The sequence below is a fragment of the Pseudomonas sp. BN417 genome, from assembly GCF_029871205.1.
Taxonomy (GTDB): domain Bacteria; phylum Pseudomonadota; class Gammaproteobacteria; order Pseudomonadales; family Pseudomonadaceae; genus Metapseudomonas.
Map to the genome: position 1 here is coordinate 41,918 of NZ_SSOJ01000164.1, position 16,366 is coordinate 58,283.

13 protein-coding genes are annotated in these 16,366 nt (G+C 66.9%); 3 read left to right on the forward strand and 10 right to left on the reverse strand.

Translation table 11 applies throughout. The annotated features are described in order from the left end of the window. Positions 1–350 precede the first annotated feature (350 nt). On the reverse strand, positions 351–1,688 hold the full coding sequence (locus E8F11_RS28935) for an MFS transporter (RefSeq protein ID WP_280292353.1): 1,338 nt from the start codon (positions 1,686–1,688) through the stop codon (positions 351–353). A 755-nt stretch (positions 1,689–2,443) separates the two neighbouring features. On the opposite strand from E8F11_RS28935, the gene quiC reads away from it, so the two are divergent. Then, on the forward strand, positions 2,444–4,354 hold the full coding sequence (gene quiC, locus E8F11_RS28940; RefSeq protein WP_280292354.1) for a 3-dehydroshikimate dehydratase QuiC: 1,911 nt from the start codon (positions 2,444–2,446) through the stop codon (positions 4,352–4,354). 96 nt (positions 4,355–4,450) lie between these two features. After that, on the forward strand, positions 4,451–5,119 hold the full coding sequence (locus tag E8F11_RS28945; protein ID WP_280292355.1) for a TetR/AcrR family transcriptional regulator: 669 nt from the start codon (positions 4,451–4,453) through the stop codon (positions 5,117–5,119). Here the strand turns inward: E8F11_RS28945 and E8F11_RS28950 are convergent. The 4 genes from E8F11_RS28950 to E8F11_RS28965 are packed head-to-tail and all read right to left on the reverse strand — an operon-like array spanning position 5,061 to position 9,663. After that, entirely contained in the window at positions 5,061–6,800 is a 1,740-nt protein-coding gene (locus E8F11_RS28950) for an FAD-dependent oxidoreductase (RefSeq protein ID WP_280292356.1), read from the reverse strand. The two genes, E8F11_RS28945 and E8F11_RS28950, sit on opposite strands and share 59 nt — an antisense overlap. Beyond that, positions 6,797–7,117, reverse strand: a complete 321-nt coding sequence (locus tag E8F11_RS28955; RefSeq protein WP_280292357.1) for an NIPSNAP family protein — start codon at positions 7,115–7,117, stop codon at positions 6,797–6,799. Before E8F11_RS28955 ends, E8F11_RS28950 begins: the two co-directional genes overlap by 4 nt. Positions 7,118–7,127: 10 nt before the next feature. Next, positions 7,128–8,843: an FAD-dependent oxidoreductase gene (locus E8F11_RS28960; RefSeq protein ID WP_280292358.1), complete on the reverse strand. Its 1,716-nt coding sequence runs from the start codon at positions 8,841–8,843 to the stop codon at positions 7,128–7,130. Between the two features lie 10 nt (positions 8,844–8,853). Beyond that, a complete protein-coding gene (locus E8F11_RS28965; RefSeq protein ID WP_280292359.1) occupies positions 8,854–9,663 on the reverse strand; it encodes a shikimate dehydrogenase in 810 nt (269 codons plus the stop codon). A gap of 244 nt (positions 9,664–9,907) precedes the next feature. Here E8F11_RS28965 and E8F11_RS28970 point away from each other — a divergent pair, with 244 nt between their 5' ends. Beyond that, positions 9,908–10,678: an IclR family transcriptional regulator C-terminal domain-containing protein gene (locus E8F11_RS28970; protein WP_280292360.1), complete on the forward strand. Its 771-nt coding sequence runs from the start codon at positions 9,908–9,910 to the stop codon at positions 10,676–10,678. A 159-nt stretch (positions 10,679–10,837) separates the two neighbouring features. On the opposite strand, the gene E8F11_RS28975 is transcribed toward E8F11_RS28970, so the two are convergent. From E8F11_RS28975 to glcF, 5 genes are all read right to left on the reverse strand, one after another. Further along, a complete protein-coding gene (locus E8F11_RS28975; RefSeq protein ID WP_280292361.1) occupies positions 10,838–11,695 on the reverse strand; it encodes a shikimate dehydrogenase in 858 nt (285 codons plus the stop codon). A 5-nt stretch (positions 11,696–11,700) separates the two neighbouring features. Beyond that, positions 11,701–12,144, reverse strand: a complete 444-nt coding sequence (aroQ, locus tag E8F11_RS28980) for a type II 3-dehydroquinate dehydratase (RefSeq protein ID WP_280292362.1) — start codon at positions 12,142–12,144, stop codon at positions 11,701–11,703. Positions 12,145–12,384: 240 nt separating this feature from the next. Beyond that, positions 12,385–14,559, reverse strand: a complete 2,175-nt coding sequence (locus E8F11_RS28985; protein WP_280292363.1) for a malate synthase G — start codon at positions 14,557–14,559, stop codon at positions 12,385–12,387. Positions 14,560–14,579: 20 nt separating this feature from the next. Continuing rightward, positions 14,580–14,981 (reverse strand): heme-binding protein, encoded by a 402-nt coding sequence (locus E8F11_RS28990; RefSeq protein ID WP_280292364.1) that lies wholly within the window; start codon positions 14,979–14,981, stop codon positions 14,580–14,582. Between the two features lie 166 nt (positions 14,982–15,147). Next, positions 15,148–16,365 (reverse strand): glycolate oxidase subunit GlcF, encoded by a 1,218-nt coding sequence (gene glcF / locus E8F11_RS28995; protein ID WP_280292365.1) that lies wholly within the window; start codon positions 16,363–16,365, stop codon positions 15,148–15,150. Between the last annotated feature and the right edge of the window lies 1 nt (position 16,366).

Consider the following 16,366-nt stretch of genomic DNA (forward strand, 5'->3'; position numbering starts at 1 on the left):
GGAAGAACCTGCGTCCGCCTCAGGGTCGGCCAGCGCTGATCAGGCAGCCGAAGAAGTCCCTCTCAGGGAGCCAGCGAGGTCTCTGCTAAAACAATCCAATTGGATAAATATGCAGGTTGCTCATCACGCTGTCAACGCTGACGACCGAGCGCAAAGGATGTGCCTCAGCAGCGGACAGCCTCGGCCATTCTGCGACCCAAGCGGTCTGGAAATAGCGAGGTAGCCGGCCGTGGAGCCAGTGCAGGAGTTTCGAGGGGGGCCAGGCTATCGGAATTGAGTAAGGCAGGCGGGGCGGGTGGTACGCAGGGGGAGGGGATGCGGAGGCCCGGGCGGGCCTCCGCGAGGGTGGATCAGCCTTGGGCCTGCTCGATCTTGCGCGGGGCCATGAAGTACAGCCAGGTCAGGGCGATGAAGTACATGGCCGGGATCATGGTGAAGAGCACGGCGTAGTTGTTGTTGGTGGCGGTCAGCACGCCGCCGACTATCTGGGTCATGAACATGCCGCCGATCGCGGCGCACATGCCGCCGAAGCCGAACACGGTGCTCATCAGGTGCTTGGGCGTGTAGTCCATCACCAGGCTCCAGATGTTGGCGGTCCAGGCCTGGTGGGCACCCACGGCCAGGGCGATGGCCAGCACCGCGACCCACAGGCCGCTGGCGTTGGCGGCGAAGACCACGCCGACTATGGTGCAGGCGAAGATCAGCATGGACGCCAGGCGTGCGGTGATGGCTTTGACGCCGCGGCCGATCAGCCAGGAGCTGAGGATGCCGCCGCCGACGCTACCGAAGTCCGCGGTCAGCCAGATCAGGATCAGCGGGATACCCATCTGGGTCACGCTGATGCCCAGGCCGTACTGCTGGTTTAGGAAGGGCGGCAGCCAGTAGAGGTAGAACCAGAACACCGGGGCGGTGATCGAGTAGGCCAGGGCGAAGGCCCAGGTGCCGCGCATGCGCAGGATGCGGGAGAAGGGCACCTTGACCGGCTCGGGCTCGACAGCCTGATTGATGTAGTCCAGTTCGCTCTGCTTCACCCGCGGATGTTCTTCCGGGTTGAAGTAGTTGATCGACCAGAACACCAGCCAGACGAGGCCCAGGCAGCCCATGCCGATAAAGGCGGCCTGCCAACCCCAGACGCTGAGGATCAGCGGCAGGAGGGCCGGGGTGACCATGGCTCCGACGTTGGTGCCGGCATTGAAGATGCCGGTGGCCAGGGCGCGTTCGCCGGCCGGGAACCAGATGCGGGTGGTCTTCACGCAGGCCGGGTAGTTGGCCGCTTCGGTCAGGCCGAGGATGAAACGGCAGACCATGAAGCCGGCGGCTGAAGTGGCCAGCCCGTGGGCGCCAGTGGCGAAGCTCCAGAACAGAACCGCGAGGAAGAAGGCACGTTTGACGCCGACCTTGTCGATGAAGCGGCCCTGGAGGAGGAAGCCGATGGCATAGCCGACCTGGAACCAGAAGTTGATGTTGGCGTAGTCCATCGCCGTCCAGCTCATCTTCTCGGCGAGGATGGGCTGCATCACGCCGAGGGCGGCGCGGTCGATGTAGTTCAGGGTGGTGGCGAAGAACACCAGGGCGAGCATGCCCCAGCGCATCTTGCCGACGGCCATGGCGCTGCGGACCTTGCCGAACATGCCGCCCTGGTGGAGGGCGGGATCAGGAGCGATGCGGGTGCTTTGAGACTGGATCATTGTTGTTTTGCCATCCGTTCTGTGACTGGTACGCCAGTCGGTCTTCGACTCGTCGCGGCTGCCGGTTCTTCGAATCGCAGCACCTTCATGGCGGTGTGCGAAGGGGCGATCTGCGCCAGGGGCTGGCGGATCATCCTTGAAGTTGTGGAAGCCGATTGACCGGGTTACTGCGCAGGAGCGCTTGCAGGACCCGGGTTATTCAGAGTGCGGCGCGGCGGCACGCGGACTGCGCGCCAGGGCCGAAACGACCGGCGACGCTGCAGAAGGACAGCGGGAAGGGGGAGTGCAGGCTGGTGGAACGTTGAGTGCGAGCATGAGCAGGTACCCGTTTCTTGAAATTGTTATGTCGTGACGCTTGGCGTGCTAGCGCAGGGCCTTCCGGATGACTGGGCTGGCAGTGATGCCATCCGGTGGGTTGCCTGCAACCTGGGGTTCATGTTGCGCAGCGATCGAAAAAGCGTCAATTCGATAACCGGCCTTTTGTTCGTTAATCGAACACAAAACTAACTGGTTCGTACATTGTGAATTGCTGCGCTGACTTTACGCGCGAATAATCAATCCAGCCACGAAAACGAAGCCCTTTGTATTTCGTTGTGGGGGCGAATTCATTCGCTATGCAGACCGCAGGTCTGCCCTGCGGTACCTCCAGGGGGCAGCTGCGCTGCCCATCGCGAATGAATTCGCCCCCACAGGTTTTCTGTCCGCTTCACTGCCGCTGACCGCAGAGCCGGCGCCCACCCACAAGGAGCTCAAGCATGCAGCGTTCCATTGCCACCGTCTCCCTGAGCGGTACCCTGCCGGAAAAACTCGAGGCCGTTGCCGCCGCCGGTTTCGACGGTGTCGAGATCTTCGAAAACGACCTGCTGTACTACGCCGGCAGCCCCCGTGAAATCCGCCAGATGTGCGCCGATCTTGGCATCGCCATCACGCTGTTCCAGCCCTTCCGCGACTTCGAAGGCTGCCGCCGCGACCGCCTGCAGAAGAACATCGACCGCGCCGAGCGCAAGTTCGACCTGATGCAGGAACTGGGCACCGACCTGGTGCTGGTGTGCAGCAACGTCCAACCCGACGCCCTGGCGGATGAGGAAATCCTCGTCGATGACCTGCGCCTGCTGGCCGAGCGCGCCGGCGCGCGCAACCTGCGTATCGGCTACGAGGCCCTGGCCTGGGGCCGCCATGTGAACAGCTGGCAGCAGGTCTGGAAGCTGGTGCGCCAGGCCGACCATCCGGCCCTGGGCGTGCTGCTGGACAGCTTCCACACCCTGTCGATCAAGGGCGACCCGAGCGGCATCGCCGAGATTCCCGGCGACAAGATCTTCTTCGTGCAAATGGCCGACGCGCCGCTGCTGGCCATGGACGTGCTGGAGTGGAGCAGGCATTTCCGCTGCTTCCCCGGCCAGGGCGAGTTCGACCTGCCGGGCTTCCTCGCACCCATCATCCGCAGCGGCTACAGCGGTCCGCTGTCGCTGGAGATCTTCAATGACGGCTTCCGTGCCGCGCCGCCACGGGGCAATGCCGCCGACGGCCTGCGCTCGCTGCTGTACCTGGAAGAGAAGACCCGCAAGCTGCTGGCCAAGGACCCGACGCCCCCGGCCAACCTCGATATCCTCTTCTCGCCGCCGCCGGCCAGCCGTTACGACGGCGTGGAATTTCTCGAATTCGCCGTGGACGAGGCCCAGGGCGCCAAACTCGCCGGCTGGCTGGAGCGCCTGGGCTTCGCCCGCGCCGGCCAGCACCGTTCCAAGGACGTGAGCCTGCTGCGCCAGGGCGACATCAATATCGTCCTGAACGCCGAACCCTATTCCTTCGCCCACGGCTACTTCGAAGCCCACGGCCCGTCGCTCTGCGCCACGGCGCTGCGGGTCAAGGACAGCGCCAGTGCCCTGGAGCGCGCCCGCGAGTTCAAGGGTCAGCCCTATCGCGGCCTGGTGGGACCCAACGAGCGGGAAGTCCCCGCCGTGCGGGCGCCGGACGGCAGCCTGATCTACCTGGTGGAACAGGCGCCCGCCGGCCAGACCATCTACGACAGCGACTTCGTCCTCGACCCGGCGGCCAGCGAAAGCGGCCAGCTGCAGCGCATCGACCACATGGCCCTGGCATTGCCGGCCGACGGGCTGGACAGCTGGGTATTGTTCTACAAGAGCGTGCTGGACTTCGAGGCCGATGACGAGGTGGTGCTGCCGGACCCCTATGGCCTGGTGAAGAGCCGTGCCATCCGCAGCCGCTGCAGCAGCATCCGCCTGCCGCTGAACGTCTCGGAGAACCGCAACACCGCCATCTCCCATGCGCTGTCCAGCTACCGCGGCTCGGGCGCCCACCATATCGCCTTCGCCTGCGAGGACATCTTCGCCGAGGTGAGCCGCGCCAAGGATGCCGGCGTGCCGCTGCTGGACATCCCGCTGAACTATTACGACGACCTGGCCGCGCGCTTCGACTTCGACGACGAGTTCCTCAGCGAACTGGCCTACTACAACGTGCTCTACGACCGCGATGCCCAGGGCGGCGAGCTGTTCCACGTCTATACCGAGCCGTTCGAGGGGCGCTTCTTCTTCGAGATCCTGCAGCGCAAGAACGGCTATGCCGGCTACGGCGCGGCCAACGTCGCGGTGCGCCTGGCGGCCATGGCCAAGGCGCGCAGCGGTGTCGCCGCCAAGGCCAGACTGTAGACCGCGGGGAAGCCTGGTGCGGCGCCCGCGCCAGGCTTCCTAACGGCCGCCGCCCAGCCCATAATCGATCCAGTTTCCGCTGGCCGTGAGCCCAAGATGACCATTACCGCCGAACTCCAAGACCTGCCCGCAGAGGTCCCCCGCAAAGGGCGCAAGAACAATCCGGAGAAAACCCGCGAGAACATCCTCCAGGCGGCCATCGCCGAGTTCGTCCAGCAGGGCCTTTCCGGCGCCCGGGTGGACGCCATCGCCGAGCGCATGCACACCTCCAAGCGGATGATCTACTACTACTTCGGCAGCAAGGAGCAGCTCTACGTCGAGGTGCTGGAGAAGCTCTACGGCGACATCCGCAGCACCGAAGGCAAGCTGCACCTGGCCGAGCTGGAACCCCGCGACGCCATCCGCCGGCTGGTGGAGTTCACCTTCGACCACCACGACCGCAACGTGGACTTCGTGCGCATCGTCAGCATCGAGAACATCCACCACGGCGAGTACGTCAAGCAGTCCACCGCCATCCGCTCCATGAGCACCACCGTCCTCGACGCCCTCGGCGAGATTCTCCGCCGCGGCGAGGCCGAGGGCGTGTTCCGCGCTGGCCTGAACGCCCTGGATGTGCACCTGCTGATCAGTTCCTTCTGCTTCTACCGCGTCTCCAACCGCAACACCTTCGGCGAGATCTTCCAGATCGACCTCACCGACGAGCAGGTCAAGGCGCGCCACAAGGAGATGATCTGCGAGTCGCTGCTGCGCTATCTGCAGGCCTGACAGCCTCGGCCGCGAGCGCCAGTCCGGCGAGGTAGCCGAAGGTCATGCCCGGCCCCAGGGTGATCCCGCCGCTGGGGTAATGCCCGCCCATCACGCTCGCCATATCGTTGCCCACCACGTACAGGCCGGGTATCGCCACGTCCCGGCCATCCAGCGCCCGCGCCGAGGCGTCGGTACGCAAGCCGGCGAAGGTGCCCAGGCTGCCGGGCACCAGCTTCACCGCATGGAAAGGCCCTTTGCGCAGCGGCCCGAGCGACGGATTGGGGCCGTGCCGGGCCTCGCCCTGGGCGCGGTTGTAGGCCGAGGCACCGCGGCTGAACTCCGGGTCCATGCCGCGCTCGGCGTTGGCATTGAAGGCCGCCACCGTCGTCTCCAGTTGCCGTGCATCCAGGCCGCATTGCCTGGCCAGTTCGCCGACGGTGGTGGCGCTGTGCAGGTAGCCCTTGCGTACGCCGGCGCGGGTCGGGAAGGGAAAGGGCCGGGCCCAGCCGATTCCGTAGCGGCGTTGCGCGCGGTGGTCGCAGATCAGCCAGGCGGCCGGCTCTTCCCCGGCCGGCGTCGCGCGGAACAGGGCATTCATGAAGTCGTGGTAGGAGTCGGCTTCGTTGGTGAAGCGCCGGCCGTTGCGCAGCACCGCGATGAAACCGGGTTTGGCGCGTTCCATCAGGTGCGGGAAGCCGCTGAAGCTGCCGTCTGCCCGTGGCACCCGCGAGACCGGCGCCCAGGCGGCGGGGCTGGAGAGATCGGTGGCGACCCGGGCGCCCACCGCTTCACCCAGGCGCAGGCCGTCGCCTGTGTTGGTCGGCGGCGCGGCGGAATGATGCCTGTGGCCGAACAGCTCGCCGATGCGTTGCCGGTCATGGGGAAAGCCGCCGCAGGCCAGCACCACGCCACGGCTCGCCCGAACCTTGATCCGCTTGCCAGCCATCTCCAGTTCCGCGCCCACCACCCGTTCGCCTTCGCGCAGCAGTGCCAGGGCCGGCGCATTGGCTTCCAGGTCCACGCCAAGGTCCAGGGCACTGCGCAGCAGGCGGGCCACCAGCGCATTGCCGTTGACCAGGTGCAGCCCACGGCCATGCAGCAGGCGGTCGCGCCAGTGCCGCAGCAGGCGACCGGCGGCGTACAGCGCCGAGCGAGGCGAGCGGCTGGCGTCGAGAAAGTGCGCGAGGTCGGCGCCGCCGGCTATGCCCATGCCGCCGAGGCTGATCAGGTCCAGCGGCGGGCGCATGGCATCGAGCCAGGGCCCGAGCTGGCGGCCGTCGAAGGGCAGGGCGCAGAGGGAACGGCCTCCGCGCGCCGCGCCGGGCGAGTCGTGCATGTCCGGCATGCGGCTGCCCGATTGGAACTGCACACGGGTGTGGCGCTGGAAGAATTCCACCATCTCCGGGCCGTGGCGGAGAAAGGCTTGCAGGCGCTCGTCCAGTTGCTCCGTGCCCAGTTCGGCGCGCAGATAACTTTCCACCGCCGCCTCCGAGTCCTCCAGTCCCTCGGCCAGCGCCAGCGGGTTGCGCGGTATCCACAGCCAGCCGCCGGACCAGGCGCTGGTCCCGCCGAACTGGCCGGCCTTCTCCGCCACCAGAACCTTCAGGCCCTGGTGGGCAGCGGTGACCGCCGCCGCCAGGCCCGAGGCGCCGGAGCCGATCACCAGCACGTCGCAGTGGTGCTCGTTCAGGGCGTTCATTGCAGCGGGGAGAAGCCGGTGGGGCGCATCAGGCGCGATTCCAGATGCACCACGGCATCCAGTTCCCTGTTCAGGCGGCCGAACTCCGCCCAGCGTGGGTCGGCGGCCATGGCGGCGCGCCGGGCCGTGCGGTCGTCCAGGCTTTCGTAGGCCCAGATGTGCACCACCTGGTTGGCCTCACCGATCTCGGTGGTGAAGAAACCCACCAGCTGGCCCAGGTGTTCGGTCTGCAGTTCGAGGCAATGGCTGCGGTAGAGGGCAAGCCAGTCGGCCAGCCTGGTGGGCTTGATGGTGTAGGTGCGCAGTTCGTAGTACATGGTGCTGTCCTCAGTGGTTGGATTGCAGGCGCCCGGCCGCATGGCAGGCGGCGAGGTAGCCGAAGGTGAGGCCCGGGCCGATGGTGATGCCGGGACCGGGATAGGTGCCGTCCATGATCGAGTTCATGTCGTTGCCGGCAGCGTAGAGACTGGCGATGGGCTGGCCCTGGCGGTCCAGGACATTGGCATTGGCGTCCGTGACCAGTCCGCGGGCCGAGCCCAGGTCGCCGGTATGGATGCGGATGGCGTACCAGGGCGCCTTGGTCAGCGGCGCCAGGCAGGGGTTGGGCTGGTGGTGCGGATCGCCCAGGGACTGGTTGTAGCTGGTGGCGCCCTTGGCGAACTCGCGGTCGACCCCGACGCGGGCATCCTCGTTGTGCCGCGCCAGGGTGGCGGCCAGGCCTTGCGGGTCGACGCCCATGACGCGGGCCAGTTGCTCCGGGGTCTCGGCGCGGAACAGATAGCCGGCTTCCATCAGCGCGCGGTTGTCCACCGGGCGCGGTCGCGCCAGGCCCATTCCGTAGCGGCCCATCGCTTCGTCGTCGCAGATCAGCCAGCAGGGCGCATTGCCTTCCCGCTGCATGGCCTGGACGAAGCTGTGGTAGGAGTTCGCCTCGTTGGTGAAACGCTGTCCGGCCCGGTTGACGGCGATGATGCCCGGCTTGGCGCGGTCGGTGACCAGGTGCGGGAAGCGCTCCCGTTCGCCATTGGGACGTCGCAGCTCCGATACCGGTGCCCAGAAGAAGTTGGCGGCCAGACCCGCGCCGGCGGCCGCATCCACCGCCGAGCCAAGGGCCAGGGCCGCGCCGTCGTTACCGGGCGGAGACATGGTGAGGTGCTCGCTACCGGTGTCCGGGCGATAGTTCGCGGCCTGCTCGCCGGCGGCGAAGCCGCCCATGGCGCAGACCACACCGCAGCGGGCATGCAGGTCGACCAGCCGGCCATGCTTGCGTACCCGCACGCCGCAGACGCGGCCCTGGTCGAGGATCAGCGATTCGGCACTGCTGTTGAGCGACAGCTCGACACCCTTGGTAAAGGCGGTGGTGGCCAGGCGCGCGATCAGCGCGTTGCCTACCGTCAGGCGCGTGCCGCGCTCGAAGCGCAAGCGGTCCAGGCCATAGCGGGCCAGCAGCTTCAGGCAATGCCAGAGTGAGCGGGGTGAGCGTCGCAAGCTGAGGAAGTGCTGGATATCGACGCGGTTCACCATCATGCCGCCGAACAGCAGCATGCCTTCCGGCGGCCGGCGAAGGTCCTTGAAGCGTTCGCCCAGGCGGCGGCCGTCGTACTCCACCATCTCCAGGGCGCGGCCACGGTCGGTGGCGCCTTCCTCCAGCGGGTAGTAGTCCGGCGAGAAGGGACGCAGGGCGTAGGCCAGGTCCGTGTGGGTTTCGAGAAAGCGCAGCGCTTCGCGGCCATGCTCGATGAAGGCGTCCACCAGCTCGGCGTTGTAGCCGGAACCTATGGTCTTGCGCAGGTAGGTGCGGATGGCCTCCGGACTGTCCTGGATGCCGGCGCTGCGGGCCTGGTCGCTGTCGTGGATCCAGACGGCGCCACCGGATATGGCCGAGGTGCCGCCGAAGCTGGCGGCCTTCTCCACCATCAGTACCTTGAGGCCCTTGCAGGCCGCGGTGGTGGCCGCGGCGAAACCGGCGGCGCCGCTGCCGAGGACGATCAGGTCGTAGGTGACCGCACTGTCGGCGCGGGGAGGCTGGACGGCTGTATTCATGGGGCTCTCCTCAGGCATCCAGGGGCATCACGCCCATATGGGCGCCGAGGTTGCCCATCTGCGCGCGGGCCATCTCCGGGCCGGTCTGGATGCGGCAGCCGAGGTCGCGGGCGAAGTCCAGGAAGGGCGTGACGACCGGGTTGGTCACCACATCGGCCACCAGGGCGCCGGGACAAAGCGTTTCCAGCAACTGGCCGGGCAGGGGCATTTCGCCAGTGCCGCCCATGCCCACCGGCGTGGCGTTCACCACCAGGTCGAAGGCTTCCAGGGTCGGGTACTGGTTGCCGATCTCCAATTGCGGGAAGGCGCCGCGCAACAGGTTGGCCAGGGCTTCGGCGCGGGGTTTGTCGAGGTCGGCGATCACCAGCTGACGCACGCCGCCTTCGCAGAGCGAATAGGCAATGGCCGCGCCGACGCCGCCCGAACCCACCACCAGCGCGCGCCGTCCGGCAGGCAGGAAATCATGGGCGCGGGCGGCCTTGAGAAAGCCTTCGCCGTCGACGTTGTCGCCCAGCAGGCGGCCATCGGCCTCGCGACGGATCACGTTCACCGAGCGCAGCGCGGCGGCGCGGGGGCTGAGTTCATCGAGGCGGCTGGCCAGCACCTGCTTGTAGGGAACGGTCACCACACAGCCGCGCAGGTTATTCCAGCCGCGCAGTGCATCGATGAAGGCGGGCAGGTTCTGTTCGGCCATGTCCACGGCGATCATCGCCAGGTCCTGGTCGTTGCTTGAGAACCAGGCGTTGAAGTTTTCCGGCGATTTCACCTGGGCGATGGGGCTGCCGATGATGGCCACCAGTTGGGTCGAACCACGGATCATGCTGATCTCCTGGGCTTGTTGTTGTGCCGGCAGTATTGCCAGCGGCCCGGGGGCAGCCAATGAATCCGAAGTTCGTTTTGATTGAAGATCGCAACGGCGCTGCGATAATCGCACTATTCGGCAAAATGAACGCCCCTTGTAGGGTGCGCTGCGCGCACCGCAACTCCTGCATGGGGTCTGTGGTGCGCACGGCGCACCCTACGGATCGACAACGCAGCACGAGTAGAGGATTGGGGAGTAGGAAATGAAGACGCCGACCATCCACCAGCGCGACCTGATTGTGGGGCTGCAGAAAGGCCTCGCATTGATGCAGCTGTTCAGCGAGGACCATCCGCGCCTCAGCGTGCCCGAGGCGGCGGCGATGTCGGGCCTGACCCAGAGCGCCGCGCGGCGCTTCCTGTTGACCCTGGTACACGAGGGCTTCGCCGAGACCGACGGCCGCCAGTACTGGCTGACCGCCAAGGCCCTGCGGATCGGCCAGGCCTACGTGGATTCGGCGCAGCTGCCGCGCATGCTGCGGCCCATAGTCGAGCAGGTGGCGCGGACCACCCAGGAGCATGTGTCGGTGGGGCTACGTGATGGCGATGACATCGTCCACATCGTGCGCAGCCGCTACAGCCATATCGCGTCGCTATCCATCCGCCCCGGCTCGCGCATGCCCATGTACTGCACTGCCAGCGGGCGCATCTGGCTGGCGGCATTTTCAGAGGGGGAGCTGGACGCCTACTTCGCGCGGGTGGAACCGCGCCAGCGGACGCCCTTTACCCGCACCAGTATCGAGGAGTTGAAGGAAGAGCTGCGCAAGGTGGCCGCTCAGGGTTACTCGGTAGTCGACCAGGAATATGAAGCGGGCATGTGCGTCCTCGGCGTGCCGCTGACGAACCGCAAGGGCGAGCTAAAGGCCACCCTCACCATCACCACCCATGCCTCGCGCATGAGCGGCGACGAGATGCGCCAGCGCTACCTGACGCCCCTGTATGAGGCGCAGGCCTTGTTGAAGCCGGTGCTGGATTGAGCGGGAAGGGCGGGCCTGCGGCCCGCATCGCGAATGAATTCGCTCCCACAGGAATGGGAACCGAGGGATCGGTAGGGTGCGCCGCGCGCACCGGAACTTTCGCGCGGATTGCCTGGTGCGCACGGCGCACCCTACGGGACTGGCGGTGAGGGAGGACGATCAGCCATTCATGCTGGCGAAGTGGGCCATCATCCGCGGTGCGTCCGCGGTCACCCCGCTGAAGAGTTCGAACGCCTTGACCGCCTGGAACACCGCCATGGTGCCGCCGTCCAGGGTGCGGCAGCCGAGGGCGCGGGCGTCGCGCAGCAGTTCGGTTTCCAGCGGGAAGTAGATGATCTCCGCCACCCATAGCTCAGGCCGCAGCAGTTCCGCCGGCACCGGGGTACCTGGCAGCTTGGCCATGCCGATGGGGGTGGTGTTGACCAGACCGTCGGCCTCCAGCATGGCGCTGGACAGGTCAGTGCCGAGGGCGGCGCGGCCGGCGCCAAAGTGCTGGTTGAGGTTGTCCACCAGGGCCTGGCCACGGACGGCGTCCACTTCGAACAGGGTCAGGCGCTCGACGCCTTCGGCCAGCAGGGCGTGGGCCACCGCGGAGCCGGCGCCACCGGCACCCATCTGCACCACCTGGCGGCGTTGTACTTCAGGCAGGCCACGGCGGAAGCCCTCGCCGAAGCCCAGGCAATCGGTGTTGTGGCCGACGCGCTTGCCGTCCTTCAGCACCACGGTGTTCACCGCGCCGATGCCGGCGGCTTCGGGCGAGAGTTCGTCCAGCAGCGGGATGATCGCCTGCTTGCAGGGGAAGGTGATGTTCAGCCCGGTGTAGCCCATGCGCTCGGCGGCGCCGAGCAGGTCGGGGAGGGCGCTGCTGTCCAGTTTCAGCTGATCCAGGTCGATGAGGCGATAGAGATAGCGCAGGCCCTGGGCGTCGCCCTCATGCTCGTGCATGGCGGGGGTGCGGGAAGCCTGGATACCGGCGCCGATCAGGCCGGCGAGGATGGAGTTCTTGCTCTGGGACATGGCGCTCACCCCTTGTTGAACAGCTGGCCGAAGTGTTGCAGCCCCAGGCTGTAGCCCTGGCTGCCGAGACCGCAGATCACGCCGACGGCGATGGCGGAGACGAAGGAGTGGTGGCGGAATTCCTCGCGCTTGTGCACGTTGGACAGGTGCACTTCGATCACCGGCAGCTCGCTGGCCACCAGGGCGTCACGGATGGCGACCGAGGTGTGAGTCCAGGCGGCGGGGTTGATCAGGATGCCGGCGCAGCGGCCGCGCGCCTGGTGGATCCAGTCGATCAGTTCGCCTTCATGGTTGGTCTGGCGGAAGTCCACCTCGAAGCCCAGCTCGGCGGCGGTGCGGCTGCACAGGGCGGAAATGTCGGCAAGGGTTTCATGGCCGTAGGTGGCGGGCTCACGGGTGCCGAGCATATTGAGGTTCGGGCCGTTGAGGACCAGGACAGTGCGAGTCATTACAGCGGTATCTCCATTGTTGTTCTGGCCCGGCCGGGAAGCCGGGACGGTCTGACAATGAAAATGTACTAACTAGTTACTTAGGTCAATTTGCCGCAGGGATTAGCGTGCGGTTATCGGACGGGAATAGGGGGATTGGCCAGGGGCCGGCAGAGCTTCGAATCATGCCGTAGGGTGCGCTGCGCGCACCGGAACCTCTGCGCGAGCGCTTTGGTGCGCGCGGCGCACCCTACGGACGGGTCATGCCCCCTGCTTGAACGCCAGGCGGAAGCGGTGCAGCAGCGGCTCGGTGTAGCCGCTGGGCTGGGCGAAGCCTTCGAAGACCAGGGCGCAGGCGGCCTGGAAGGCGATGGAGGCGTCGAAGTCCGGAGCCATCGGCCGGTAATTCGGGTCGCTGGCATTCTGCTGGTCCACCACCTTCGCCATGCGCTGCAGCACCTCCAGCACCTGCTCGCGGCTGACCACGCCGTGGCGCAGCCAGTTGGCCATGTGCTGGCTGGAGATGCGCAGGGTGGCGCGGTCTTCCATCAGGCCCACGTCGTGGATGTCCGGCACCTTGGAGCAGCCGACACCCTGTTCCACCCAGCGCACCACATAGCCGAGCAGGCCCTGGGCGTTGTTCTCCAGTTCTTCGCCTATGGCGTCCGTACTCCAGTCGGGCTTCTCGGCAACCGGCACCGTCAACAGACCGTTCAGCAGCCCGTCGCGCTCGGCGGCAAGGTCGATACGCTCCAGCTCCCGCTGCACTGCCTGTACATCTACCTGGTGGTAGTGCAGCGCGTGCAGCGTCGCGGCGGTGGGAGAGGGCACCCAGGCGGTGTTGGCGCCGGCCCTGGGGTGGGCGATCTTCTGCTCCAGCATGGCTGCCATCAGGTCCGGCATGGCCCACATGCCCTTGCCGATCTGCGCCCGGCCGCGCAGCCCGCAGGCCAGGCCCACCAGGACATTGTTGCGCTCGTAGGCCTGGATCCAGGCGGTGGATTTCATATCGCCCTTGCGCAGCATGGGGCCGGCTGCCATGGCGCTGTGCATCTCGTCGCCGGTGCGGTCGAGGAAGCCTGTATTGATGAAGGCGACCCGCGCCGAAGCGGCGGCGAGGCAGGCCTGCAGGTTGACGCTGGTGCGCCGTTCCTCGTCCATGATGCCCATCTTCAGGGTGTGGCGCGGCAGGCCCAGCAAGTCTTCGACACGGCCGAAGAGTTCGTCGGCAAAGGCGACTTCGGCCGGACCATGCATCTTCGGCTTGACGATGTAGATGGAGCCGCGTCGCGAGTTGCGCCGGCTGTTCAGGTCATGCAGTGACGCCAGGGTGGTGATCACGCCGTCGAGTATGCCCTCGGGGATCTCGCGTCTTTCGCCGTCGAGGATCGCCGGATTGGTCATCAGGTGGCCGACATTGCGCACGAACATCAGCGACCGGCCGGGCAGGGCCAGGGCCGAGCCGTCGGCGGCGGTGTAGTTGCGATCCGGATTGAGGCTGCGGGTGATGGTCCTGCCGCCCTTGCTGACGGTTTCTGTGAGGTCGCCCTTCATAAGGCCCAGCCAGTTGCGGTAGACATGCACCTTGTCGGCGGCGTCCACCGCGGCCACCGAATCCTCGCAATCCATGATGGTGCTGAGGGCAGCCTCCAGCAGCAGGTCCTTAATTCCGGCAGCATCGGTCTTGCCGATCGGGTGACCAGCGTCGATCTGGATCTCGAAATGCAGGCCATTGTTCTTCAGCAGGATGGCGCTGGGCGCCTCGGCCGCGCCCTGGTGGCCGACGAAGCGCTGCGGATCGCGCAGGCCGCTCTGGCGGTTGCCGAGGCTGACCTGCAGCCGGCCGTCCTCCACCCGGTAACCGGTGGCCTCGGCGTGGGAGCCTTCGGCCAGCGGCGCGGCCTGGTCGAGGAAGGCGCGGGCGAAGGCGATCACTCGCGCGCCGCGCACCGGGTTGTAGCCGGCGCCTTGCTCGCTACCCTTGTCTTCGGCGATGGCGTCGGTGCCGTAGAGGGCGTCGTAGAGCGAGCCCCAGCGGGCGTTGGCGGCATTCAGCGCGTAGCGCGGGTTGGAAACCGGCACCACCAGCTGCGGTCCGGCCTGCTCGGCGAGTTCCGGGTCGACATTGGCGGTGCTGATCCGCGCCTGGGCAGGTTGCTGCACCAGGTAGCCGATTTTGCCGAGAAAGGCACGGTAGGTCGTCATATCACGAATCGGACCGGGGTTGTCGTGGTGCCAGTTGTCCAGTTCGCTCTGCAGGCGGTCGCGTTCTGCGAGCAGGGCACGGTTCTTCGGCGCCAGGTCATGGACCAGCGCGTCGAAGCCCTGCCAGAAGGCGGCTGGGTCCAGGCCGGTGCCCGGTAGCGCCTCGTTGTCGATGAAATGTGCCAGTTCGGCGGCCACCTGCAGGCGGTGGCGGGATACGCGTTCGGTCATGTTGTGCTTCTCCATCGAATTCAGGCCAGGCACTGGGCGCCGGCACGGGCGATCTGGGCATCCTGCTCGGCCTTGACGCCGGACACGCCGACGGCGCCGACGACCTGGCCGTCCACCAGCACCGGCACGCCGCCTTCCAGGGAGGTGAGCAATGGCGCCGAGAGAAAGGCGCTACGCCCGCCATTGACCATGTCTTCATAGCCCTTGGATTCGCGGCGGCCGAGTGCGGCGGTGCGGGCTTTCTCGGTGGCGATGTAGGCGCTTATGGGTGCGCATCCGTCGAGGCGCTCCAGGGCCAACGGATGGCCGCCGTCGTCGACCACGGCGATGGATACTTGCCATTGGTTGGCTTCGGCCTCGGCACGGGCGGCGGCGAGGATGCGGGTGACTTCGGTGTGGCTCAGGATGGCTTTGTGTTGCATGGGGGCCTCGAAGGGTTGGTCGATCTGTTTCCCCTCTCTCATGAGCGGGGCGTCGGCTCGGGCGTCGTTGGGCTTCGCTCCGCTCAGCCCAACCTACTAAGGCACCGGGGCACCCGTAGGTTGGTGCTGAGCCTGCGAAGCCCAACATGGCTGTCAGGGTCTTTCTTCAGCCCATGGCTTCGTCCACCAGCTCGATCCAGTGCCGCACCGGGGTGCGGCCGGCGCCATCCAGGTGGGTCTGGCAGCCGATATTGGCGGTGGCGATCACCTGGGGCTGGCCGCTCTCCAGGGCGTTGAGCTTGTTGTCGCGCAGCTGCCGTGACAGCTCCGGCTGGGTGATGGAGTAGGTGCCGGCGGAGCCGCAGCAGAGGTGTGCGTCCGGCACCGGTGTCAGGTGGAAGCCCAGGCGGGCGAGCACGCCTTCCACAGCACCGCCGAGCTTCTGCGCGTGTTGCAGGGTGCAGGGGCAATGGAACGCGAGGCGCAGGTCGCCGCGAATGCCGAGGCTTTCCAGTGGCGCATCGCGCAGCACCTCCACCAGGTCTCTGGCCAGTTGGCTGACCCGCTCGGCCTTGGCGGCGTAGCGCGGGTCGTGCATGAGCAGATGGCCGTAATCCTTGACGAAGGCGCCGCAGCCACTGGCGGTCTGGATGATGGCTTCTGCACCGCTTTCGATGGCCGGCCACCAGGCGTCGATATTGCGCCGGGCGCGGTCGAGGCCGGCGTCCTGGGCATTCAGGTGGTAGTCCACGGCGCCGCAGCAACCCGCTTCACGGGCTGGCTCGACGCTGATGCCCAGGCGGTCCAGCACCCGCGCGGTCGCGGCATTGGTGTTGGGCGAAAGCCCAGGCTGCACGCAACCTTCGAGCATCAGTACATGGCGGGTGTGGCGGACGGCAGGGCGCGGGCGGGCCGGACGAACCTGGCGCGGCAGCTTGGCCTTGAGCGCTTCCGGCAGCAGCGGGCGGAAGGCATTTCCGGTGTGCACCAGTGCCTTGAACAGCCCGGCATGGGGCACCACGGCGCGCAGCCCGGCACGCAACATGCGCTCGGCAAAGGGGCGCGGCACCTGTTCCTCGACCACCGCGCGGCCGATATCCAGCAGGTTGTGATACTGCACGCCTGACGGGCAGGTGGTCTCGCAGTTGCGGCAGGATAGGCAGCGGTCCAGGTGCTGCAGGGTGCTGGCACTGGGCTCATGGCCCTCCAGCACCTGTTTCATCAGGTAGATGCGCCCGCGCGGGCCGTCCAGTTCATCGCCAAGCAACTGATACGTGGGGCAGGTGGCATTGCAGAAGCCGCAGTGCACGCAGCTGCGCAGGATGGCTTCGGCCTCTTCGCCGCGCGGCAGGGCGCGGGCCTGTTCACTCAGATGGGTTTGCATG